Consider the following 24,252-nt stretch of genomic DNA (forward strand, 5'->3'; position numbering starts at 1 on the left):
TCTCCTTTGTTCTTTATTCCCGCCAGCAACGAGCCAAGCAGACGTGCCTGCATGTCCATTTAACTTCATATCAGCCGTAAATACGGCATGCGGCATATTTTGAAAATGCGCTGCTGCGCCGCCCGTCAAGCTGCACAGCATCCCGGATGATATCAGGAAGATATTCATCCCATTTTACCTCAAGTATAGCCGGAGCGTCTCCCGCAGGAATCATCACGCATTCCGTATCCAGAAAATCCGTACACCGAAGCCCGGTCCTGATCTTGTAATCCATTGTGACCCTCACATTCCCCGGCGCATATACAAACGGCTCCCGTGTATAATCCACAATGGTTTTGGGTCTTAACCCCTGCGCCATCATTTTAGAATACAGCTCCTGCACCAGAGGTCTGCCGCTTCCCATCATCCAGCTATAATCTCCATCCGCAATTGCCTGCGCCTCCTCTTTAGAAAGAACTGCGCTTGCTTTATTTCCCAGACCGCCCACCTTACTTTTCTTTTCCAGGTGAATCATCGAAGTATCACGGTTATAATAACGGATGCGGAACTTTTCCCTGATGTTGACCCCATCCAGCTTTTCCCTCAATGCCTTATCGGACAGAGAGTCAAAATACAGGCTTCTGATCTCATATTTTCCATCAACGGCGTGTTCATCTGTCCGTGCAATCGCATTCAGACGGTGCCGCAGCGTAATGATGTCAGACTCACTGATCTCATGCTTCCATTCATGGCGAAAAATCATCTCACTCCCCCTCTTTCTCTTTACACAGTGATTGGTATGGGAATCATTTTAGCTTTGCAACCTTAATTGAAACTAAAAAAGATGACTTTACTTTTTTTAGATGATAAAATACAGGAAAACCGAAGACTTTTAATTCCAGTTAATGTCTGGGGCGTATTATCATAATAAAGAAAAAGTATTGGAGGGATCTTATGCGATTACTACTGGCAGAAGACGAACGCTCTCTTTCAAGAGCCATCATTGCCATTCTGCAAAAAAACAATTACTCTGCGGATGCCGTCTATAACGGCAAAGAAGCGTTAGAATATCTGGAAACCGGAAATTACGACGGTGTGATCTTAGACATTATGATGCCGAAAATGGACGGCATTACCGTTCTGAAAAAGCTGCGGGAAAAAGGAAATCTTGTTCCTGTCCTCATGCTCACGGCAAAATCCGAAATAAATGACAAGGTACTGGGCCTTGACAGCGGCGCCAATGACTATCTGACCAAGCCTTTCAACACAAAGGAACTGCTGGCACGTATCCGCGCCATGACCCGCAGCCAGACTACCCAGACCACTTCCCAACTGCGTGTGGGCAATATCACCCTGGACCGTGCCACCTTTGAAATGTCCTCCCCTTCAGGCAGCTTCCGACTGGCAAACAGAGAATTTCAAATGCTGGAATTACTGATGGCAAATCCCGGACATCTCATCTCCGCAGAACGGTTCATGGAGAAAATATGGGGCTACGACAGTGATGCGGAGATCAATGTGGTGTGGGTCTATATCTCCTATCTGCGAAAAAAGCTGACAGCCCTCCATGCAGATATTCATATCAAAGCTACACGAAATGCCGGATACTCCCTGGAGGATATCCGATAAGGGAGGATATACATGATCAAAAAGCTTCGTATGAAATTTATTGCCCTGACGATGTTTTCCCTTTTGATGGTGCTGCTGGTCATCATCGGCACTATCAATCTGCTGAACTACAAAAGAATTGTGGAAAATGCCGATTCCGTCCTTGCCATCCTCAGTGAAAACAACGGCATCTTTCCAAAGATGAATAATGACCGGCGAAATGACGGTTTCAATCCCATGTCGCCAGAGCTGCCCTATGAAACCAGATACTTTTCCGTTTTAATAGACAGTACCGGAAAAATTCTGGCAGCCGATATGGGGCAGATCGCCGCCGTAAATAAGGATACCGCAGTTGAATACGCCCGGAACGTTTTTGACCTGAACAGGCAGAAGGGATTTATGGGAAACTACCGCTTTATCCAAAAGGCTTCCGGTGACAACACACGAATCATTTTCATGGACTGCGGAAGAAACCTCACTACCTTCCGTACCTTCCTGTGGATAAGCTGCGCTATTTCTGCCCTGGGATTGCTTGCGGTCTTCTGCATGGTGGCCCTTCTGTCCAAAAGTATCGTCAAGCCCTTTTCCGAGAGCTATGAGAAACAGAAGCGCTTTATCACGGATGCCGGACACGAGATCAAAACCCCGCTTACCATCATCGATGCGGATGCGGATGTTCTGAAATTGGATATTGGAGAAAATGAATGGCTCCAGGACATTCAGAAGCAGACCCAGCGTCTGGCTGAGCTGACAAACAGCCTTGTCTGCCTTTCCAGAATGGAGGAGGATCAGAACCAGTTCCAAATGATCGGCTTTCCTTTTTCCGATGTGGTCAGCGAAACCAGCCAGTCCTTTCAGGCTCTTGCCAAAAGCCAGAATAAGACCTTCAACAGCCGCATCCAGCCCATGCTCTCCCTGCATGGCGACGAAAAAGCCATCAGTCAGCTAATATCCATCCTTCTGGACAATGCACTGAAATATTCCAGCGAAAACGGCGACATCTCCCTCTCCCTGGAAAAGCATAATAAAAACATCCGACTTTCCGTATATAACACCACAGAGTTCATCTCGCAGGAGAACCTGAAATACCTGTTTGACCGTTTTTACCGCACAGACCCCTCCCGTAATTCCGGGACAGGCGGCTATGGAATCGGCCTTTCTATTGCCAAAACCATTGTCACTGCCCACAAAGGAAAGATCACTGCATCCACCCAGGATGAACATTCCCTGACCATCACAGTGACATTTCCATTTTCACAAGCAAAAACCTTTTGAGGTGGTGACCTTTTGAAGGAATATTTTTAAGCTTACATCCTTTCTTTGTGATATAATAGCTATTAGTACTTAGAAGTATATATTATATCCAGGAGGTTTCCCCATGATCATTGATTCCCACACTCATATATTTCCTGACAAAGTAGCTGCCAAGGCGCTCCCCAAGCTTGCCTCGGTGATTCAACTGACTCCCAGCATGGATGGAACCATTGATGGGCTTCGCGGTTCCATGGAAGACGCAGGCATTGATGTGAGTGTCGTCCTGCCTACTGTCACAGACCCCCATCAGTTTGACTCCATCCTCCGCTTTGCCTCCTTTATCAATGAAAATTTTAGCCAAGGTGACGGGCCAAGGCTGATCTCTTATGCAGGCATTCACCCGGAGTCCGATAATTACAAAGAGCAGCTTACCCTTTTTGCCCGCGAAGGCTTCAAGGGCATTAAGCTGCACCCCAACTATCAGGCTGTCTATTTTGATGATATCCGCTATATGCGTATACTCGATAAAGCGTCTGAGCTGGGGCTTGCGGCAGTTACACATACAGGAGCTGACCCCTATACCCCAAACCAGTTTTTCTGCTCTCCGGATATGATCCTTCATGTTCTGGATCAAGTAGCGCCGGAAAAGCTGATCCTTGCTCATCTGGGCAGCAACGAAAATTATGACGAAGCGGAGAAGAAGCTCTGCGGAAGAAATGTATATCTGGACACCGCTTATTCCCTGATGCACATGCCCGAGGATCAGCTTGTCCGCATGATTCGCCTCCATGGCGCTGACAGGATCCTCTTCGGAACCGACACGCCCTGGACCTCCCAGAAGGAATGCGTAAAAAAAGTACAGAACCTCCCCGGACTTTCTGAAAAAGAAAAGCAGCAGATTCTCTGTGAGAATGCGCAATCAATCCTGGGATTATAGGGACCATCTGCTATACTTAAAAAGCCCCTCCCGGTCACCGGAGCATATCAACTTCCGGCGTCCCAGGAGGGGCCTTATTATTTTATTCTTCTTTATCCGGAAGCGCTACCTTCCGTTTTACCTGCACCTCTTCATCGTAGCAGGAGAAAATCTTATCAACCTTTTTCTGCTCCATCTTCGGTGTCAGAAGGCTGACAACCGGAACTACCACAAGCCCGGCTACCATAGCAACAGCGCCTGCATTGATAGGGGAAGCGATGAATTTAATAAACATATTTGCGACTGTAATTCCTACGCCCACGATAAAGCTTGCCCAGACAGCCAGCTTCGTAGTTCCCTTCCAGAACAGGCCGTACAAAAACGGTGCCAGGAAAGCTCCCGCCAGTGCGCCCCAGGAAATTCCCATAAGCTGGGCGATAAAGGTAGGCGGATTCAGGGCCAGGATAACGGAGATGGCAATAAAGAACACGATCAGGACTCTCATGACCAGAAGCTGTTTTTTATCGCTTAAATCCTTCACCACATTTCCCTTGATAAAATCCAGTGTCAGCGTGGAACTGGAGGTCAGCACCAGAGAGGATAGGGTTGACATGGATGCGGAAAGCACCAGGATCACCACAATACCGATCAGGATGTCAGGCAAAGTGGAAAGCATGGACGGAATAATACCATCGTATATAATGCTGCCGTCTGCCTTATAAATATCCGGGTTGTCAAAAAGCCTTCCGAAACCGCCCAGGAAATAGCAGCCGCCGGAAATGATCACTGCAAAAAATGTAGAGATCACAGTACCTGTCTTTACTGCCTTTTCACTCTTAATGGTATAGAATTTATGTACCATCTGGGGCAGTCCCCAGGTTCCTAATGATGTCAGGATAATAACTCCAAGAAGGTTCACCGGATCCGGTCCAAAGAATGAAGTGAACGCTCCCGGCTGTCCCATGGTTACCGGAATATCGCTTGGGATTTCAGCAAGCTTCCCGACAGCCTCCATAAATCCGCCCTGTCCGTTTAAAACAGCCAGGATAACTGCAATAATACCAAAGATCATGATAATACCCTGGATAAAATCATTGATGGCAGTTGCCATATAGCCGCCCAGGATTACATAAACACCTGTCAGGGTTGCCATAAGGATAACGCAGACTGTATAGGGAATATCAAAGGACATTCCGAAGAGTCTGGAAAGCCCGTTATACAGGGATGCCGTATAAGGGATCAGAAAAATAAATACGATTGCAGATGCCGCGATCCGCAGCGCATTGCTGTCAAAACGCTTTCCAAAAAAATCCGGCATAGTTGCCGCAGAAAGATGATGGGTCATGATTCTGGTTCTTCTGCCAAGCACCACCCAGGCAAGAAGGCTTCCCAAAAATGCGTTTCCCAGTCCGATCCAGGTGGAGGACAGTCCGTATTTCCATCCGAATTGCCCCGCATACCCCACAAATACAACCGCCGAGAAATACGAGGTTCCATATGCAAAAGCGGTAAGCCATGGACCCACATTTCTGCCGCCAAGTACAAAGTCATTTACGTTTGATGCATGCTTCCGGGATGCAACGCCTACACCGATCATAATCCCGAAAAACACCAGCAGCATAATCAGTTTTACTAGCATGATAAAACTCCTCCCTCATTCTGTCAAAAGCCTTGCTTTTACGCGTTGAAGCGTAACGCTTTTAACTATTAAAATATAAGTGCAAACAGTATATCATTTGTTCGATTCCCCCGTCAATACTTTTCTTCTATTCTTTTGTGCATTTTTTGCAAAAATAGCTCCTACGCTCCCAAAATTATGTTGACATTTTTACATAAATTCGATATGATAGCTTCATCGAGTCGGCGCGTTAAAGCGCGAATTTTTTATCTATAGAGAGAATTAAGGAAGGAGATTCCAATGCCTATTACAGAAATTTTGGAAAAAAACTGCCGTCTTTACGGAGATGATGTCTGTCTGGTAGAGATTAACCCTGAGATGCCGGAGACAAGACGTGTTACATGGAAGGAATTTGAATTGATCGAGCCGGAGCGCGCTCCCTACTACCGCAGGGAGATCACCTGGAACGTATTTAATGAAAAGGCCAATCGCTTTGCCAACCTGCTTTTGGAACGTGGGGTAAAAAAAGGAGATAAGGTTGCCATCCTGCTGATGAACTGTCTGGAATGGCTTCCTATTTATTTTGGAATACTAAAGACAGGGGCTTTGGCTGTGCCCTTGAATTTTCGCTACTCCGCAGAGGAGATCCAGTACTGCCTTGATCTGTCAGAGGCTGATATCCTGATCTTCGGCCCGGAATTTATCGGACGTGTGGAGGAAATTGCGGATGAGATCGGCAAGCACCGCCTGCTTTACTATGTGGGCGATGGATGCCCGGGCTTTGCAGAGGACTATACCACCCATGCAGCCAACTGCTCCAGCCAGTCTCCAAAGATCAACATTACGGACGATGATTTTGCAGCAATTTATTTTTCCTCGGGAACAACTGGTTTTCCCAAGGCTATTTTACATAAGCACCGTTCTCTGATGCACTCCGCCCAGGTAGAGCAGAATCATCACGGGCAGACCAGGGATGACATTTTCCTGTGCATTCCGCCTCTGTACCACACAGGAGCCAAAATGCACTGGTTCGGAAGCCTTCTCTCCGGCAGCAAGGCGGTCCTTTTAAAGGGTACCAATCCGGAGTCGATCCTACGTGCTGTTTCCGAAGAGAAATGTACTATCGTATGGCTGCTGGTGCCATGGGCTCAGGATCTCCTTCTGACACTGGATTCCGGCGAGCTGAAGCTTTCTGACTATCATCTTGACCAGTGGCGCCTTATGCACATCGGTGCACAGCCTGTTCCTCCAAGTCTGATCAAGCATTGGAAGGAATATTTTCCGCATCATCAGTATGATACGAACTATGGATTAAGCGAATCCATAGGACCTGGATGCGTTCATCTTGGGGTGGAGAATATCCATAAGGTCGGCGCTATCGGAAAGGCCGGATACGGCTGGGAAACCAAGATCATTGATGAACAGGGAAATCCTGTGAAACAGGGCGAAACGGGAGAGCTTGCCGTAAAAGGGCCTGGAGTTATGACCTGCTATTATAATGATCCGAAGGCTACCTCGGAGGTACTGCATGATGACTGGCTTTATACCGGGGACATGGCGATGGAGGATGAGGATGGGTTTATCTTTCTGGTTGACCGTAAAAAGGATGTTATTATCAGCGGTGGAGAGAACCTTTATCCTGTTCAGATTGAGGATTTCCTGCGCACTAATGATGCGATCCATGATGTGGCGGTGATCGGGCTTCCGGATAAACGGCTGGGCGAGATCGCGGCGGCGATTATTTCCATTAAGCCGGGATATGACTGTTCGGAGGAGGATATTAATCTTTTCTGCAAAAAGCTTCCGCGTTATAAGCGTCCCAGGAAGATTATTTTTGCGGATGTGCCGAGAAATCCTACGGGGAAGATTGAGAAGCCGAAGCTGCGCGAAATGTATGGGGCGGCTCATCTGGTGGCGGAACAGAATCGGGGGTAAGAGGATGCGAGGGGGCAATCTCGGAGTTGCGAAGGCCGACTGCCCCCTCGCATTCCCCCTGTTGGCCCCGCCTCGCTGAACGTGAGATTATTTCCGTAGGATGCAGGATTTGTATTTACAGCCGGTTTTGGTGGCGGCACACCCGCCTAGGGCGGTTTCGCGGAGTTCGGGGGGCATGGAGCGGCCTACTTTGTACATGGCTTCTGACATTTCGGTGAAGGGGATGACGGCTTTGATGTTGCTCAGGGCCATTTCTGCGCAGATTAGGGCATTGGAGACGCCCAGGGCGTTTCGGCTTTGGCAGGGGGCTTCTACCAGGCCTGCAATGGGGTCGCAGGCAAGGCCAAGGAGGTTGCTGAGTGCGATGGAGGCGGCATCCAGACATTGTTCGTTGGTTCCGCCCATCATGGAAACTGCCATGGCGGATGCCATTGCCGATGCGGAGCCGATTTCTGCCTGACAGCCTGCTTCCGCGCCGGATACGGAGGCATTACGCATCAGCAGATAGCCTACTGCTCCTGCTGTGAATAAGCCGTCCAGCAGTGTTTTTTCTTCCAGGGCATACTCTTCCTGCAGAGCGAAGAGGACGCCTGGGATGACTCCTGATGATCCGGCTGTGGGGGCTGCCACGATGACACCCATGGAGGCGTTTACCTCTAATACAGATTGGGAATACATTACGGCCCGGGACAGTATATTTCCACATACGGATTTTTCTGTTTTCCTGCGGCGCTCCAGCTTCTTTGCTTCACCGCCGATCAGTCCGCCCATGGAACGGAACTGGTTTTCCAGTGGAGCATGTGCTGAGTCGTACATGATCTTTAAAGCCTTTTTCATCCGGCATTCCACAGTAATACGGTCTGTTTCTCCTTCTGTCACTTCTCGATATCTCATAATATCAGCAATGGATAACTTCTCTTTTTCACATAATAAAAGCAGCTCTTCTGCATTTCTAAAATCCATAATCCTACTCCTTTAACACAATGGTATCTCTGATATATTGATTCTTGTTAATGTCAGCCACAGCTTCGGCGGAAACAGGGTCGTCTGATTCAATGATGGTATAGGTTTCTCCGCCTTTTTCCCTGCGGAACAGCCGCAGAAAGGCAATGTTCACATGATGGCTGCTGAGTACGTCTGTGATGTGGGCAAGCACGCCCGGATAGTCGGTGTGCACCACAAGAAGAGAGCTGTATTCTCCCGTCAGCACCACATTTACGCCATTTATGCGGGTGATCCTGGCTTTTCCTCCGCCCAGGGATTCTCCCCGGACAGTCAGGCGGTAACCCAGCTCATCCTCCATCGCAATGTCCACCGTGTTAGGATGGCAGTCCGTTTCCTCGCGGTTGCAGGAAAAAGTAACGGCAAGTCCCTGTTTTTCCGCAATTTCCAGAGAATCCCGTATCTTGGGATTGTCAGTCTTAAATCCCAGTATCCCCCCTACCAGGGCGCGGTCTGTTCCATGTCCGCGGTAGGTTTCCGCAAAGGATTTATACAAAATAAAATCTGCCTTCACGATCCTGTGGTGCATCATTTTCCCGGCAAGGAGTGCGATCCGCACCGCGCCCGCCGTATGTGAACTGGAAGGGCCGATCATGTTCGGTCCGATCACATCGAAAACGCTGATAAATTCCATCTTTTTTTCTCATCCTTCCTGCCTCTTTTTTGAGAAGCAATCCTTGTTTTCCTTAGTATAACGCAAAACAGGAGATAAAAACAGAGAAAAGGGGAAAACCATAAAATTGATTTTCCCCTTCGCCTTTTACTGGCTTATAATTCTTTCTTTCACAGCCTCTACGCTGTATGCTTCCGTCAACTCCTTAAGAGCCTCCGGTGAAGCATCCTCACTGAAAACGCTGATCACCTGCATCAGATCATTGCAGCTATAAGCATTCTCATAGATTCCGGTCGTATACCCGTACAACTCCACAAATTTTTCTCTGCTTTCAGCAGTCCAGAAGCCCTGGTATAACTGAACAGCCTGTCCGTCCGGCGTATTTGCTTCCGGATGACCTGTCATGGCATTGTAAAGCATCGCAAATGCAGGGCCTGCCATAGAAGCATATTTCCCTTCTACATAGTCGATCTTTGGATTTCCGTAGGCATCCTCCGCCTTGATGGCCTCAAAGTTTGTCTCCGTAAAGCTGTCGATGGCGCCCACCATGATATTGGAATCCTGTTCCGCCTCTTTCTCAGAGATCACATCCAGATAGGTGCTGGCATGAAAAGCACTCATCAAAACATCATAGGTGCCGTTTTCAAAGGCAGCCTTCAGATTTTTTAATCCTTCCCCTTCTTCTGTATAATCAGGGCAAAGTGTTACGGTAACGGTTCCGTCTTCATTTTCCAGTGCCGTATTTTCCTCTGTGCGTGCCAGCTCCTCTGATGATTTTTCCAGCACAAGACCTGCCTTTTCTTCCAGAACATCCAGCATACCTTTTGTTCTGGCAGCGTGAAGTGCATTCCCCCTTGAAGCGCCGCCTGTCATGATGACAAAGGATTTTCCACCTTCCTCAATGAAGTGCTCCGCCATATTACATCCTGATTCATATACAAGATTCAGATTCGGTCCTACACTTCCCAGAAAGCTTGGACTGCCCTTTACTGCCTCATAATCCTCATCGCTTACAATATTGGAGCCCAGCACATATGGGATCTCATTCTCCTCGCATACCTGGACTGTGCTTTCCACATCCATTCCGCAGAATGATATGATCCCCTGCGCACCTGCTGTTTTCACAGCCTTAATAAACGTGTTTTCTTCCTCTGCGCTGCTGATCTGTCCGGAGAAATAAAATTTTACAGGAAATCCTTCCTCCAGATAATCCTTGTAGTAGTTCATAAACATTTTCATTTCCTGTGCTTCAGGATTATAAACTGCCACACCGATCTTATATATTTCAGTGCCGTCTTCCTGCTCGGCGGCAGAAGCGGGAACTGTCACAGACAACGTCAGAAGAGCCAGGAGAAGAGAACTGATCACTCTATTTCTTTTTCTTTTCATTCTGTTTTGCCTTTCTTACTTTTGTTCTGTTACATAGCAGCAGGCCACCTCATGACCTGGAGAAACCTCTTTTAAAACCTGCTTTTCCGTTTTGCATTTTTCCATACAGTGTTCACAGCGGTTCTGGAAGGGGCATCCTGTGGGTACATCCAGCGGACTTGGCGCCTCGCTTTCAATACTTTCGATTTTTTCGCTCTGATCCATATGAATGGAGAACTGTGCGCCCAAAAGAGCCTGGGTGTAAGGATGAAGGGAATGATGTGCCACATCCTCTCCCGGAAGCACCTCCACAATATGTCCAAGATACATGACCGCGATCTGGTGTGCAAAGGACTGGATCAACGCCAGGTCATGGCAAATAAAGATCATACTGATATTCTTCTCCTTCTGGAGACGTACCAGCAATTCGATCACCGACTCCTGTACGGAAACGTCCAGTGCGGACGTTGCTTCGTCGCAGACCAGGATCTCCGGCTCCAATGAAAGAGCCCTTGCTATGCTGACTCTCTGGCGCTGTCCGCCGCTCATATTATGAGGATAGCGGTACATAAAATCTGCCGGAAGCTCTACCATTTCCAAAAGCTCTTTCGCTTTGGCGGCTTTCTCGCTTCTTTTAATTCTTTTGTAATTCAAAAGCGGCTCTGTCAGAATATCTATGATTTTCATTTTAGGATTAAAAGACGCCAGCGGGTCCTGGAAAACCATCTGCATATTCTGGCGGTTTTCCCAGATTTCCTGCTTTGAAAATTTTGAGATATCCTTGTCATGATACAAAATCTCACCGCTAGTAGGCTTATCCAGGGAAATGACCATGCGGACAAAGGTTGATTTTCCGCATCCGCTCTCGCCCACGATTCCAAGGGTCTTTCCCTTATAAACGTTTAAATTGATGTCATTGCACGCATTCAGCGTTCTTCCGCCGGAAGCAGGGAACTGTTTTACAATATGATTTGCTTTCAGCACAATATCTGATTCATGAAACAAAACGCCTTCCCTCCATTTCCGGAACTGCCTGCAGCAGTTTCTTTGTATAGTCATCTGTAGGATGGTCCATAACCTCGTCGCGTGTTCCCTGATCCACCACTTTTCCGTGCTTCATTACGATCAGCTTATCTGCCATGTAGGCGGCTACACCCAGGTTATGGGTTACAATGATGATGCTTGTACCAAACGTATCGCGAAGCTCCATCATTTGGCGGACGATCTGCGCCTGTGTGGTCACATCCAACGCACTGGTAGGCTCATCCGCCAAAAGCAGCTCAGGATTAAAAGTCATAGCCAGCGCAATTCCCACTCTCTGGCGCATACCGCCGGAGAGCTGATGCGGAAAGCTTTTCATAATGTTTTCGGCATCCGGAAGACGCATTTTTTCCAGCATGGATACTGCCAGCTTCCATGCCTCATCCTTTGACATTTTGCTGTGCGTGCAGATATATTCCACATACTGGCTGCCGATTTTACGGATGGGATTCAGGGTTCCTCCGCAGTCCTGAAAGATCATGGACATTTTGCTGCCGCGGATTTTTCTCCACTCATCCTTTGAGTTGCCTAACAAGGATTTTCCCTGAAAGATGATATCGCCGGAAGTAACCTTGCCAGCCCCAGGCAAAGCGCCAAGGACTGCACGGATCACTGTAGTCTTTCCGCTTCCGCTTTCACCTACAACACTGATGATTTCTCCTTTCTTCATGGAAAGATTGAAGTGCTCAATGGTAGGTGCCTGTTTCCCGTATTGAACAGACAAATCTCTTATTTCCAGCATATCTTACTCCTTATTCTGCCAGTGCGATGTCCTTTGTCAGCCAGTAGTAATCCATCGGGTACATCTTAACGCCTGTTACCCGGTTATTTGAAAACAGATATGTTGTCTCATATCCAAAGAATACAGTTGCCGCGTCATCCATGATGTGCTGCTCGATCTGCATAACCAGTTCTTTTCTTTCCTCTGTGTCAAAGGTTGCTGCAAGCTCATCGAGAAGGGTATCTACCTCAGGATTGTTATAACCAGCAGTATTGTTTGCAGAAGTGCTGTACCAGTTCTCTCTTAAGTAGTTTTCCGGGTCACCTGTATTTGCAACAAGTACGTTCCAGATCAGAAGGTCATACTGTCCGGAGTCTCTCATATCCAGCAGAGTCTCATAGCTTACTGTGTTCAGTTTTACATTGATGCCGATGTTTTTCAGATCAGCCTGTGCTGCCTGTGCGTAAACACCAAGCTCTGCACGGCTTGTGTAGATTACGAAGTTCAATTCCAGTTTTTCTCCGTCAGGAGTCTCTACAAATCCGTCGCCGTCATTGTCTACATATCCTGCCTCTTCCAGAATAGCCATTGCACCTTCCGGATCGTAAGCATTCTCGTCCTCAAGCTCATCAAAGCCGAAGTCCAGTGTCGGAGGAACCGGTGCTTTTCCAGGTGTAGCGCCGCCTTCCAGCAGGTTTGCGCAGTATACCTCTTTGTTTAATCCGCGAAGCAGAGCCTGGCGAAGTGCAAGATCTCCAAGTGCTCCGTTCTGGTTCATGAACGCATAGGTAGAACGCAGGGACTGCAGCTCCTGGATCGTATACTGGTCATTTCCCTCAAACTCGATCAGATTTTCGGTTTTCAGATTATATGCGATGTCAATCTCGCCTGTCTGCAAAGCCATGGAACGTGTTGTCTGGTCATCGATACATTTCAGAGTTACACGGTCAAGGGGCACTTCGCCGTCCCAGTAATATTCATTTCTTACCACTACGCAGGCATCTGTAGGGCTGAAGGATTCCACTGCATAAGGTCCTGTACAGATCGGTCCGTTCATGGCAAAGGTGGAATCATCCACGCTGGTGTCCACGATCAGGAACAGCGGGTCTGCCAGGCTTCCTGCCATATTTGCGTTTGCTCTCTTCAGATGGAAGATCAGGTTCTGTCCGTCAATTTCCATGGTATCCAGGTCAAAAAACTCCGGAACACGGTCGCTCTTTTCGATAACACGCTCAATGGCAGATTTTACTGCGTCAACTGTCATATCGTTTCCATTAGAGAATTTTACGCCCTCACGGATCTTAAAGGTCCAGGTCAGTCCATCCTCGCTTCCTTCCCAGCTTTCTGCAAGGCATGGTGCGATATTTCCTTCCTCATCAAATTTTGTCAGACATTCGCCTACTGCGTAACGGGATACAACCCAGCTAAAATACTGCTCTGTTGGCTCCAGTGTATCGGCAAAGCTGGTAACACCGATGGTAATTTCTTTATCTTCTGCAAAAACGGGAACTGCTGTCATCATAGACACGCTCATTGCTGCTGCCAGAGAGATTCCCATAACTTTTCTCAGCCAATTTTTCTTCATGTTTTTCTCCTTTTTAATACTCCATTTCCGTTAACGGTTTCTATTCCTGTCTCGGGTCAAGCACATCACGGATGCTGTCGCCAAGCATATTAAATACAATGACTACGATAACAATAGCAATACCGGGATAGATCATCAGCCACGGTGCCTTTGCCATGTAGGTTCTTCCTTCATTCAGCATCAGACCCCATTCCGGTGTCGGCGCTGTAGCGCCAAATCCCAGGAAGGACAGAGATGCCAGCTCCAGCATCATAGTACCGATGTCTGCCGCTGCTGTTACGATCATCTGTGTGATCATATTTGGCAGAACGTGCTTCCACAGGATCTTGGAGGTTTTGGTTCCGTTTACAACCGCAGCCTCAATATAAAGGTTTTTCCTGACCTTCAGCACAAGGCTTCGGGACAGACGGGCATATTTTGTCCAGCTTACTGCAGAGATCGCGATTACTGCATTCACAATATTCGGTCCCAGCATACCGGCAATGGCAATGGCAAGTACAAGACCCGGGAAAGAGATCATCATATCTGCAATACGCATGATGACCGTGTCCACGATTCCTCCGAAGTATCCTGCCAGAACTCCCAGAAATGTTCCCACAACAAAGATCACTGCTACCAGGATCAATGTCATAACAAGTGATGTCCTTGTTCCAAAAATAACCCTTGATAAAATATCTCTGCCAAGCTTATCGGTTCCGCAGATATAGCCCCCTTCTCCCGGCGCTTTCAGCGAATCCAGCATCACTGCTTCATACGGGTCCTTTGGCGCGATCCAGGGTGCAAACACAGCAATACCCACGATCACCATCGCCAAGATAAAATAAAGGGTAAACTGTTTATTTTCTTTGAAAAATTTCAGCACTTTCAAATCAGCGTTCCTCCTTTAATCTTGGGTCCAGATAGCGATAGGACAAGTCAACCAGAAGGTTGATGCACATATACAAAATCGCGATCCATAATACATAGCCCTGTACCAGAGGATAATCTCTGCAGGAAATAGCTTTTACTGCCATACTTCCCATACCGGGCCAGTTGTAGATGATCTCTACCACTGCCGTACCGCCCAGAAGACTTCCCAGGGACAGACCAAGCAGGGTTACAATGGGAAGCATTACATTTGGAAGTACATGTTTCCACAAGATCACCGACTCCTTAATTCCTCTCATACGCGCACCGGTCACATAATCCTGACGCAGTTCCTCCAATACAGCACTTCTGACCTGCCGTGTATATTTTGCCGACATAGCAAGAGCAAGTGTTACAGAAGGAAGGATCATTGCCTTCAGATCCGTACTGCCGCCAGCTACATTTACCCATCGAAGCTGTACGCCGAATATGCTCAGCAGAATCAATCCAAGCCAGAAGCTGGGCACAGATACCCCGATAAAGGTCACGCCCCGCACCAGATAATCCGGCCATTTATTCTGGTACACTGCGGCTAAAATTCCAAGAGGGATGGAAATGATCACCATGATCAGCAGCGCCAGAAGTGACATTTGCAGGGTAGGCCAAAATGCGGATACCAGTTTATCTACCACAGGAACCTTCATAGAATAAGACATTCCCATGTCACCAGTCAGTACGCCGCCCAACCAGGTGCCGTACTGTACCAGAAACGGTTTATCCAGACCAAGTTCATGTCTCGTCTGTTCCAAAAGCTCCGGTGTCGGCAGATTTCCGCACTCTGTCAACATGATCTCCGCCGGATCTCCTGGGGAAAGATAGGTCAGTCCAAAGGTGAAAAAGCTGATTCCGAACAAGACGATCACAATCTGGAGCAACCGTTTTCCAATTTGTTTTTTTGTCACTTTTAACTCCTTCCTACATTTCTCTGATTTTTCGTCCAACCTGTCGTATTAGCTTGGGAGTACCCTCTTTTGAAACAAAAAATGCACTCGTACATAGATACGGGTGCAAAAATACAACAAGAAAAGATGCTTCCTATCTACCGTAAGAATCATACTGAATCATTTACAAGCAGTTCTCCTGAATATAATACTTGGGGGGAAAATTGTACAGTGTGGGGGGTGACAAAATTGTATAAATTCCGATACAATTTGGGGGCTTTTGTAAAAAAAGAAAACCGCGAGGGGGAAAGCTCGGAGTTGCGAAGGCCGCATTCCCCCTCGCACACCCCCTGTTGGCCCCGCTTGTTACGCGGGAGGGTTATGGCTGGCTGATGCACAAGGAAACTGCCCGCGGAAGGGCGCGGGCAGTTTCTTTAAAATTGGGGTTAGTCTAGTTCTTCGTCTACGTATTTCTGGATGTTGGAGGCGTTTACGTATTTTTTTACGTTGCCGCTGTCCAGGATTACTAGGGTTGGGGCCTGCAGGATTCCGAATTTTTTTGCTAGCTCGGGGTTCTGCTCGGCGTCGATGATTTCCAGGTTCTCGCCTTCCAGCATCTTTTTGGCCATACGGCAGTTGGGGCAGGTGCTGGTGGTGAACAGGTATTTGTGGGTTTCCATTGGGTTAATGGTTATGTCGTCTTTTGTCATAGTGACAACGCTGGCGGTGATTTTCTTAAACTGTGAATGCTCAATATCGTAAAGCTTACGGTTTTTGTACTCCTGGGATTTTCCGTCGTTCCAGTTCTGGACCGGACGGTAGTATCCGGTGATCCTGCTGTAAACCTCGGCTTTTTTGCCGCATTTCGGGCAGGTAAAGTGCTCGCCGCTGATGTAGCCATGCTCCCGGCATACGGAGTAGGTGGGAGAAATGGTGTAGTATGGCAGCTTGTAATTTTCTGCGATCTTGCGCACCAGGCTTGCCGCGGATTTCCAGCTTGGAAGCTTCTCGCCTACAAAGGCATGGAATACGGTTCCGGAGGTGTACAGAGTCTGCAGCTCATCCTGGATGTCCAGAGCGTCAAAGATGTCGCTTGTGTAGCCAACCGGGAGATGAGAGCTGTTTGTATAGTACGGTGTATCCCCTTTGCAGCCTGCTGTCTTAATGTCTGCCCAACGCTTGCGGTCATGCTTTGCAAGACGGTAGGATGTGGACTCTGCCGGAGTTGCCTCCAGGTTGAAAAGCTCACCCTCATACATTTCCTGATAGTCTGACAGACGGTCGCGCATATGGGTCAGAACCTCTTTTGTAAATTTCTGGGTCTTCTCGTCTGTCATGTCGCCGCCAAGCCAGCGTGCATTCAGGCCAACCTCGTTCATTCCCACCAGACCGATGGTGGAGAAATGGTTGTTGAAGCTTCCCAGATACCTCTTTGTATAAGGATACAGTCCTTCGTCCAAAAGCTTTCCAAGGACCTCTCTCTTGATGTGCAGGGAACGCGCTGAAATATCCATCATACGGTCAAGACGCTCGTAAAACTCCTCCGGTGTTGCGCTTAAGTATGCGATCCTCGGCATATTAATGGTGACAACGCCCACAGAGCCGGTACTCTCGCCGGAACCGAAGAAGCCGCCGCTCTTTTTGCGGAGTTCACGAAGATCCAGGCGGAGACGGCAGCACATGCTGCGGATGTCGCTTGGCTTCATATCGCTGTTGATATAGTTGGAGAAATACGGTGTACCGTATTTTGCAGTCATCTCAAACAGGAGTCTGTTGTTCTCTGTATCAGACCAGTCGAAGTCGCTGGTAATGGAGTAGGTCGGGATCGGATACTGGAATCCGCGTCCGTTGGCATCGCCCTCGATCATGGTCTCGATGAAAGCTTTGTTTACCATATCCATTTCTTTTTTGCAGTTTTTATATTTGAAATCCATCTCCTTGCCGCCTACGATAGCCGGGAGTTCCGCCAGATCATCCGGGACAGTCCAATCCAGGGTGATGTTGGAGAACGGCGCCTGTGTACCCCAGCGGCTGGGTGTATTGACTCCGTAGATAAAGGATTCGATACATTTTTTTACTTCCCTGTAAGACAGGTTATCTGCCTTTACAAAGGGTGCCAGATAGGTGTCAAAGGAAGAGAACGCCTGTGCTCCTGCCCACTCGTTCTGCATGATTCCCAGGAAGTTTACCATCTGGTTGCAGAGAACGCTTAAGTGCTTTGCAGGGGAAGAGGTGATCTTTCCCTCGATCCCGCCAAGTCCTTCCTGGATCAACTGCTTTAAGGACCATCCTGCACAGTATCCTGTCAGCATGGACAGATCGTGGAGATGAAGGTCTGCATTTCTGTGAGCTTCTGCAATCTCGTCATCATAAATCTCAGACAGCCAGTAATTTGCGGTCACTGCGCCGGAGTTGCTTAAGATCAGACCGCCTACGGAATAGGTAACAGTGGAGTTCTCCTTAACACGCCAGTCCTCAACCTTTACGTAGCTGTTTACGATCTCTTTGTAATCCAGGATCGTGGACTTCATGTTGCGGACCTTTTCACGCTGCTTGCGGTAAAGGATATATGCCTTTGCCACGTCCGCATAGCCTGCCTGGATCAGAACATTTTCCACGCTGTCCTGAATATCTTCAACCGTGATCTTGTTTTCAGAAATTTTATCCTGAAAATCAGAAGTAACACGAAGCCCCAGCAGCTCGATCATATCCTGGCTGTAGCTTTTACTCTTCGCATCAAATGCCTTGCTGATAGCAGCCGTAATCTTGCTCATTTTAAATTCATCAATTTCGCCGTCTCTTTTTACTACCTGAAACATATGTTGCCTCCCTTGCACTTTTCCAATTTGTAATTTTATCGGTCTATTGCCTCCGCTTATCTTTCGTATCATTTGGAAAATGCGCTCCGCATACGCCCTTTCCCTCTTCCTGTCACATCTGATGCTGTGTCAGCACTCTTCCTATGTCAGGGCAAATCAAACCGGCAGTCCGTAAAGCAAGCTGCCGGTTGATCACTGTAGGCTTATTGTAGCAAACTCTTATCACTGCGTCAATACCAAAATACAATATCTTGTGTTGTTTCTTAAAAAATGCACAATATAGAGTTTGAATTTTTAGACAATTTTAGTCTATTTTCAAAGTTATCCAACCGCTTCATTTCGAAAAATGGGAGCGGTACAATACCTTGGGAATCCGCGCTTTCACAAAGATTCCCTCCTCTGTATATTCCTCGGAAAGAAGCTGCCCATACTCCCGGATCACCTGGATCCTGCCAGCCTCCTGATAGGGGAAAAGTCTTTCCATATAATACTGCTCCTCTGCCAGCAGCTTGCTCAGGAACCGGTCAACCTCTGCCAACCCCTCTCCTGTCCTGGCGGAAATTTTAAATGTCTTGTCCGCCTGGAAATCCTGAATCTCGTTTACTGTAGGCGCATCCTGCTTATTCAAAAGTGTGATCGTCTTTTTCCCGGAAACGCCAAGGTCCTTCAGCGTTTCATATACAACCTCCATCTGCAGCTCCGCCTGGGGATTTGAGGCATCTACCACATGGATGATATAATCCGCGTATTTTGCTTCCTCCAGCGTACTTTTAAAGGCTTCCACAAGATTATGGGGAAGCTTTCTGATAAACCCTACCGTATCGGTCAACAGGATCTGCTGTCCGTCCTCCAGGTTCAGAACCCGGGTGGTAGGATCCAGTGTGGCAAAAAGCTTGTCCTCAGACAAAACCTCTGAGCCCGTCAGTTTATTCAGAAGCGTGGATTTTCCTGCATTTGTATATCCCACAATAGCTGCTGTCTTTAAATTTCCCTTGGAACGCCCGGCCCGGAGCAGTTCTCTGTGCCGCTCCACCTGAGAAAGCTCTTCCTTTAAGGCAGTGATGCGTTTACGGATAAGACGCCTGTCTGTTTCCAGCTTCTTTTCGCCAGGTCCTCTTGTTCCGATCCCGCCTCCCAGCCTGGAAAGGGAAGCCCGGAGTCCCACCAGCCGCGCAGCACGGTAACGAAGCTGCGCCAGCTCAACCTGGATCTTTCCCTCGCTTGTGGTGGCATGCTTTGCAAAAATGTCCAGGATGAGAAGCGTTCTGTCCATAACCTTGCATTCCAGCTCATGCTCCAGATTGTTCATCTGGGCAGGGGAAAGCTCATCGTCACAGATCACACCTGTGGCATCCATGGCGAGCATCAGGGAGCGTACCTCCTCAATCTTTCCTTTGCCGATATAGGTACCTGGATGAATGGCTTCACGATTCTGTATGAGCCTGCCCACGGTGACTGCTCCTGCCGTCTCAGCCAACTCTGCAAGCTCGTCCAGGGATTCTGAGACATTCTCATTGTCACCCACCTGCACGCCAACAAGGATCACACGCTCTTCTATTTCATCAAAATATTCCATATATTTTTACCTCGTTCTATTATAGCTTTGCCTATTGTATCACGGAAATTTCTTGCTAATCAATAGTATATCCGCTATAATTTTAATAACACATTATTTCACGGAAGGAGTACATCAAAATGAGAAAGAACAAAAAACATGCACTTTTGACCGGGCTTTTCCTGCTGTGTACCCTGCTGCTTCTGTCTGTTCCCGTGCAGGCTGCCGGAAAGAAGCTGACGAATCAGTGGGTTACCAAAAAAGGTAACGTCTATTTTTACAACAATAAGGGCAAAAAAGTAACAGGTCTTCAAAAAATCGGGAAGTACCAGTATTACTTTGATTCCAAGGGCGTTCAGCGCTCAGGCTGGAGAAAGATCAAGAACAACTATTATTTCTTCCAGATCAAATCCGGCAGAAAAGCCTATATGGTGAAATCAAAAACCATCAACGGAATTAAGCTGGATGCAAAGGGCAGAGCCGACAAAAAGGGCTCCAACCTGCGGAAGCTGAAACTTATGGTGGAGGCAAACAACATAGTCCAAAAGATTACCAAGCCCACTATGACCCAGACGGAAAAGCTGAAAAAATGCTTTGATTATACAAAGACTGCCTACGGCTATACCTCCTGGCGCGCTTTCTCCAACAAATCAGGCTGGGAACTGGATTTTGCCGAGGATATGTTCTACAAAAACAGGGGTGACTGCGTATCCTACGGATGTGCCTTTGCTTTCCTGGCAAATGCTGTAGGCGCCAAGAATGTTTACTGTGTATCCTCCGGCGGCCACGGCTGGGCGGAGATCCAGGGCAAGGTTTACGATCCGGACTGGGCGCTTGTCAGCAAGGTGGACACCTACTTTGCCATGGATTATTCCCTGAGCGGCGTACAGGGTCGTCCTAACTACAAGCCAAACCGTACTTATGTCGTTAAAATCTAATCCGTGTGCGCCTTGGCGCGCAGTGCGTATCTTCACACAGTACCAAACAGGGGCCTTCCCTATGAAATAAAAAAGACCATGTGAGCACAGTCTGGACCCATTCGGGTTCCGTCTGTTCACGTGGTCTTTTTTTGTCAGTGCTTAAACCCCAGTCCTTGTTTTAAGGAACGCCATTTCTTTTTTAGCTTCCTCATCGTCCGGGTATATTTCCAGATAAGCCTGAACCTTTTGTAATGCCGTTGCAAAATCAAGCTTCTTTTCATAGGCAACAACCTCGTTAAACAGCAGGCTCTGCATCTCCTCCTCTTCTGCGAAGGAAATTCCGCTGCTGATATTTTCCAGTGCACTGTCATAGTTACCCTCTGCAATATCACAGAGCGCCAGCCCATTATATCCCTGGGCTGCACTTTGGGCCCCGTCACTCTCCTGAGCATCCAGCGCCTGACTCACAAACTGCTGGTACATGGCTCTGGCATTGGAATAATCATTCTGTGCCATATAGACCATACCCAGAAGCAAAAGCGCCTCTGTACTGCCCTGATTAGATGCCTCCGTAAGCTCCTGGCGGGCATTGGCATAGTCGTCCATATAGTAATAAATCCGCCCTCTGTCGCAGATATCCTGGGTTCCTTTTGGCTCCGAAGCCAGAACAGCCTCCAGATACCTGGAACCGTCCGCCTCCATATCCTGTTCCAGATAAACCTCATAAATCTGGATTGCCCTGTCATATGTGGAATCCTCCCCAAAAGACTGCTCAAAATTATTGGCGGCCTCATCGTAGGCATCCATAGCCAACGCTACTTTTCCTGTCAGGAAATAGCAATCCGCATCCATGGTGTGGTTCTGCGCAAGCATCTGGCAATCCGCCATGGCATCCTCGTAAAGCCCGGCCAAAAACCGTGCCGTTGCCCGGTAGGTATACAGATCCTTTTCCAGAGATTTTTTAACTCTGTCGCATCCCAGAGCATTGGTAAAGCTTTCTATGGCCGCCTCATAATTTCCCAGACGCAGATTGGCGATTCCCATGCCTCTGTAGGACATGGGCAGATTTACCTGGTTGTTTACAGACTCAGCATACTCCTGCAGTGCATATTCATAGCTTCCCTGCTCCAGGTTCTTGCCGGCCTGTTCGAAAATCTTCTGTTTTTCGTTATCACAGCCCGAAAAAACGGCTGTTCCTATACAAACTGCTAAAATGAGTGCTGTTTTTCTGAATTTCATTGGTTTCCCTTATTCTACGATCAATCCTTCTGCTTCCATTACTTTGACCACATTGCCTACATGAAGGTGGCACAGCTCATCTGTCTCAGCTTCCACCATGACACGGATCACAGGCTCGGTACCGCTCTCGCGAACCAGGATACGTCCTGCATCTCCCAGCGCTGCTGCTGCTGTCTCCACTGCCTCCACGACCTTCGGGTTCTCACGAGCCGTCTTTTTATCTGCAACGCGGACATTGCGCAATACCTGCGGATATACCTTCATCTCCTTTGCGAGATCGCAAAGGGTAGCCTTTTTCTCCACACATGCTTCCATAACCATAAGAGAGGTAAGGATACCGTCACCGGTAGCGGCGTAACGGCTGAAAATAACGTGTCCTGACTGCTCTCCGCCAATGCTGTAGTTGTTTTCCAGCATATTCTCCGCCACGTATTTGTCGCCTACAGCCGTCTGCTCATAGCGCATTCCTTCTCTTTCCAGAGCCTTATAAAGTCCCATATTGGACATAACTGTGGTAACCACCGTATTTCCGTTTAGTTTGCCCTGCTCCATCAGATATTTTCCGCAGACATACATGATCTTATCGCCATCAATGATATTTCCTCTGTGATCTACTGCGATACAGCGGTCTGCATCGCCGTCATAAGCAAATCCCACATCCAGTCCGTTGTCTACAACATATTTCTGCAGAACCTCAATATGGGTGGAGCCGCAATTTGTGTTAATGTTGGTTCCATCCGGGCTGTTGTTGATCACATAGGTTTTTGCCTGAAGCGCATCAAATACGCTCTTTGCGATAGCAGATGCGCTTCCGTTTGAGCAGTCCAGACCAACCTTGATCTTTTTGAAATCACGGCTGGGAATGGAGATCAGATATCCAATGTAACGATTACGTCCTGATGCAAAGTCGATGGTTCGTCCGATGTCCTCTCCTGTAGCCAGAGGAAGCTCCTCAATCTCACCATCCAAGTATGCTTCGATCCTCTCCTCGATTTCCGCCTCGATCTTCTGTCCATTTCCGTTTAACAGCTTAATACCGTTGTCATAGAACGGATTGTGGCTTGCGGAGATCATAATACCGCAGTCAAAGTCCTCCGTGCGGACCGCAAAGGACACACTGGGGGTCGTGGTAACATGAAGCAGATAAACATCTGCGCCGGAAGCGGTCAGGCCTGCTACCAGTGCATACTCAAACATGTAGCTGCTTCGTCTCGTATCTTTACCGATTACGATTTTTGCCTTGTGATCCTGTCCGTAATACCAGCCCACGTAACGTCCAACCTGAAAGGCATGGTTTACTGTCAGCTTTACGTTTGCTTCTCCACGAAAACCGTCGGTTCCAAAATATTTTCCCATAATAAGCTCCTCCTGTTCTATTTATACAGACCGTTTGGATAAACGCCTGCATCCGTCAGCTCCTGAAATGCCCTGATGACAGTTTCCTTATCCTCCTGGTATGTCACTCCAAACCACTCATCCTTTGTCTCAAGGACATCCACCTGTGCCTCGCCTGACTGGATCAGTCTGTCGATCAGCTCCGGCAGAAGATATTCTTTTTTAATATTTCCAGGCTCCACACCTTTCAGGAATTCCACAAAGCCTTTCTTTAATGTTTCCATAAATGCAGGTGTCAGCCCCCACATATTCATGGAAACCAGCGCTTTTACATCAAGCGGCTCTGCACTGCCGTCATCATTCCTGCACTCTGCGCCCTCTGCTGTCTTAAATATATTATGCGTTTCCGTAACGCCTGTAAGCTGTCCGTCCGCAATATGGCAGATACCTCTTGTAACGCTTCCGTTGTCACTCAGCGTATTTCCCAAACGGAAGCCAGCCATACAGATATGAAGCTTGCCATCCTTAGGCTGCTCCTGTACCAGATAATCGTGAACCTTTACATAGGCTTCTTTTCCATAATAGTCATCCGCGTTAATAACGGCAAACGGCTCTGTCAGCACGGAATCTGCGCAGATCACCGCATGTCCTGTTCCCCAGGGCTTTGTCCGCTCCTCCGGCTTTGTGAAGCCCTCCGGCAGATCCGTGATTTCCTGGAAGGCATAAGCTACCTCCGCAATCTTAGAGACTCTTGCTCCGATGGTATTGCGGAATTCCTCTTCCAGATCCCTTCTGATAATAAATACGATTTTATTAAATCCTGCTTCCAGTGCATCACGGATGGAATAATCCATGATGATCTCCCCATTAGGTCCTACAGGCGCAAGCTGTTTGATTCCGTTTCCAAAACGGCTGCCCACTCCGGCTGCCATAATGACAAGTGCTGTTTTTATCATA

The 24,252-nt window shown here is 47.9% G+C and carries 20 protein-coding genes; 5 read left to right on the forward strand and 15 right to left on the reverse strand.

Annotated elements, in window-relative coordinates; translation table 11 throughout:
* Positions 1-70: 70 nt before the first annotated feature.
* On the reverse strand, positions 71-742 hold the full coding sequence (locus ACESZH_RS01050; protein WP_373215489.1) for a polyphosphate polymerase domain-containing protein: 672 nt from the start codon (positions 740-742) through the stop codon (positions 71-73).
* A gap of 191 nt (positions 743-933) precedes the next feature.
* On the opposite strand from ACESZH_RS01050, the gene ACESZH_RS01055 reads away from it, so the two are divergent.
* The 3 genes from ACESZH_RS01055 to ACESZH_RS01065 all read left to right on the forward strand — a co-directional run bounded on the left by ACESZH_RS01055 (position 934) and on the right by ACESZH_RS01065 (position 3,778).
* Positions 934-1,608 carry a response regulator transcription factor gene (locus tag ACESZH_RS01055; RefSeq protein ID WP_373215490.1) on the forward strand — a complete coding sequence of 225 codons (675 nt, stop codon included), beginning with the start codon at positions 934-936 and terminating at the stop codon, positions 1,606-1,608.
* 12 nt (positions 1,609-1,620) lie between these two features.
* Positions 1,621-2,862 carry a sensor histidine kinase gene (locus ACESZH_RS01060; protein WP_373215492.1) on the forward strand — a complete coding sequence of 414 codons (1,242 nt, stop codon included), beginning with the start codon at positions 1,621-1,623 and terminating at the stop codon, positions 2,860-2,862.
* A gap of 103 nt (positions 2,863-2,965) precedes the next feature.
* Positions 2,966-3,778 carry an amidohydrolase family protein gene (locus ACESZH_RS01065; RefSeq protein ID WP_373215493.1) on the forward strand — a complete coding sequence of 271 codons (813 nt, stop codon included), beginning with the start codon at positions 2,966-2,968 and terminating at the stop codon, positions 3,776-3,778.
* Between the two features lie 82 nt (positions 3,779-3,860).
* Here the strand turns inward: ACESZH_RS01065 and ACESZH_RS01070 are convergent, their stop codons facing one another.
* Positions 3,861-5,396, reverse strand: a complete 1,536-nt coding sequence (locus ACESZH_RS01070) for a sodium:solute symporter (RefSeq protein WP_373215494.1) — start codon at positions 5,394-5,396, stop codon at positions 3,861-3,863.
* 279 nt (positions 5,397-5,675) lie between these two features.
* Between ACESZH_RS01070 and ACESZH_RS01075 the strand changes: the two genes are divergently transcribed.
* On the forward strand, positions 5,676-7,310 hold the full coding sequence (locus ACESZH_RS01075) for a class I adenylate-forming enzyme family protein (protein ID WP_373215496.1): 1,635 nt from the start codon (positions 5,676-5,678) through the stop codon (positions 7,308-7,310).
* A gap of 87 nt (positions 7,311-7,397) precedes the next feature.
* Here ACESZH_RS01075 and sdaAA read toward each other — a convergent pair whose 3' ends face one another.
* The 10 genes from sdaAA to hflX all read right to left on the reverse strand — a co-directional run bounded on the left by sdaAA (position 7,398) and on the right by hflX (position 19,822).
* A complete protein-coding gene (sdaAA, locus tag ACESZH_RS01080; RefSeq protein WP_373215497.1) occupies positions 7,398-8,273 on the reverse strand; it encodes an L-serine ammonia-lyase, iron-sulfur-dependent, subunit alpha in 876 nt (291 codons plus the stop codon).
* Between the two features lie 4 nt (positions 8,274-8,277).
* Positions 8,278-8,946: an L-serine ammonia-lyase, iron-sulfur-dependent subunit beta gene (gene sdaAB / locus ACESZH_RS01085; protein WP_373215498.1), complete on the reverse strand. Its 669-nt coding sequence runs from the start codon at positions 8,944-8,946 to the stop codon at positions 8,278-8,280.
* Positions 8,947-9,072: 126 nt separating this feature from the next.
* A complete protein-coding gene (locus ACESZH_RS01090) occupies positions 9,073-10,314 on the reverse strand; it encodes a hypothetical protein (protein WP_373215500.1) in 1,242 nt (413 codons plus the stop codon).
* 15 nt (positions 10,315-10,329) lie between these two features.
* The gene (locus tag ACESZH_RS01095) at positions 10,330-11,298 is read right to left on the reverse strand and encodes an oligopeptide/dipeptide ABC transporter ATP-binding protein (RefSeq protein WP_373215502.1); all 969 of its coding nucleotides are present in this window, start codon (positions 11,296-11,298) and stop codon (positions 10,330-10,332) included.
* A complete protein-coding gene (locus ACESZH_RS01100) occupies positions 11,288-12,076 on the reverse strand; it encodes an ABC transporter ATP-binding protein (protein ID WP_373215504.1) in 789 nt (262 codons plus the stop codon). The genes ACESZH_RS01095 and ACESZH_RS01100 overlap by 11 nt, the downstream gene beginning before the upstream one ends.
* A 10-nt stretch (positions 12,077-12,086) precedes the next feature.
* Positions 12,087-13,640 (reverse strand): ABC transporter substrate-binding protein, encoded by a 1,554-nt coding sequence (locus ACESZH_RS01105; protein WP_373215506.1) that lies wholly within the window; start codon positions 13,638-13,640, stop codon positions 12,087-12,089.
* A gap of 40 nt (positions 13,641-13,680) precedes the next feature.
* Entirely contained in the window at positions 13,681-14,502 is an 822-nt protein-coding gene (nikC, locus tag ACESZH_RS01110) for a nickel transporter permease (protein WP_373215591.1), read from the reverse strand.
* A 7-nt stretch (positions 14,503-14,509) separates the two neighbouring features.
* Entirely contained in the window at positions 14,510-15,448 is a 939-nt protein-coding gene (gene nikB, locus ACESZH_RS01115; RefSeq protein WP_373215508.1) for a nickel ABC transporter permease, read from the reverse strand.
* Positions 15,449-15,873: 425 nt separating this feature from the next.
* Positions 15,874-18,246: a ribonucleoside triphosphate reductase gene (locus tag ACESZH_RS01120; protein ID WP_373215510.1), complete on the reverse strand. Its 2,373-nt coding sequence runs from the start codon at positions 18,244-18,246 to the stop codon at positions 15,874-15,876.
* Positions 18,247-18,580: 334 nt separating this feature from the next.
* Positions 18,581-19,822 (reverse strand): GTPase HflX, encoded by a 1,242-nt coding sequence (gene hflX, locus ACESZH_RS01125; protein WP_373215512.1) that lies wholly within the window; start codon positions 19,820-19,822, stop codon positions 18,581-18,583.
* Between the two features lie 119 nt (positions 19,823-19,941).
* Here hflX and ACESZH_RS01130 point away from each other — a divergent pair, with 119 nt between their 5' ends.
* The gene (locus tag ACESZH_RS01130) at positions 19,942-20,739 is read left to right on the forward strand and encodes a transglutaminase domain-containing protein (protein WP_373215514.1); all 798 of its coding nucleotides are present in this window, start codon (positions 19,942-19,944) and stop codon (positions 20,737-20,739) included.
* A gap of 141 nt (positions 20,740-20,880) precedes the next feature.
* Here the strand turns inward: ACESZH_RS01130 and ACESZH_RS01135 are convergent, their stop codons facing one another.
* Genes ACESZH_RS01135 through ACESZH_RS01145 form a run of 3 tightly spaced genes read right to left on the reverse strand, consistent with a single transcriptional unit; the run spans position 20,881 to position 24,251 of the window.
* On the reverse strand, positions 20,881-21,960 hold the full coding sequence (locus ACESZH_RS01135; RefSeq protein ID WP_373215516.1) for a tetratricopeptide repeat protein: 1,080 nt from the start codon (positions 21,958-21,960) through the stop codon (positions 20,881-20,883).
* Positions 21,961-21,969: 9 nt separating this feature from the next.
* The gene (gene glmM / locus ACESZH_RS01140) at positions 21,970-23,316 is read right to left on the reverse strand and encodes a phosphoglucosamine mutase (protein ID WP_373215518.1); all 1,347 of its coding nucleotides are present in this window, start codon (positions 23,314-23,316) and stop codon (positions 21,970-21,972) included.
* 17 nt (positions 23,317-23,333) lie between these two features.
* A complete protein-coding gene (locus ACESZH_RS01145; protein ID WP_373215519.1) occupies positions 23,334-24,251 on the reverse strand; it encodes an NDP-sugar synthase in 918 nt (305 codons plus the stop codon).
* Between the last annotated feature and the right edge of the window lies 1 nt (position 24,252).

Source organism: Ruminococcus sp. 5_1_39BFAA, from assembly GCF_964240875.1.
Taxonomy (GTDB): Bacteria; Bacillota; Clostridia; order Lachnospirales; family Lachnospiraceae; genus Blautia_A.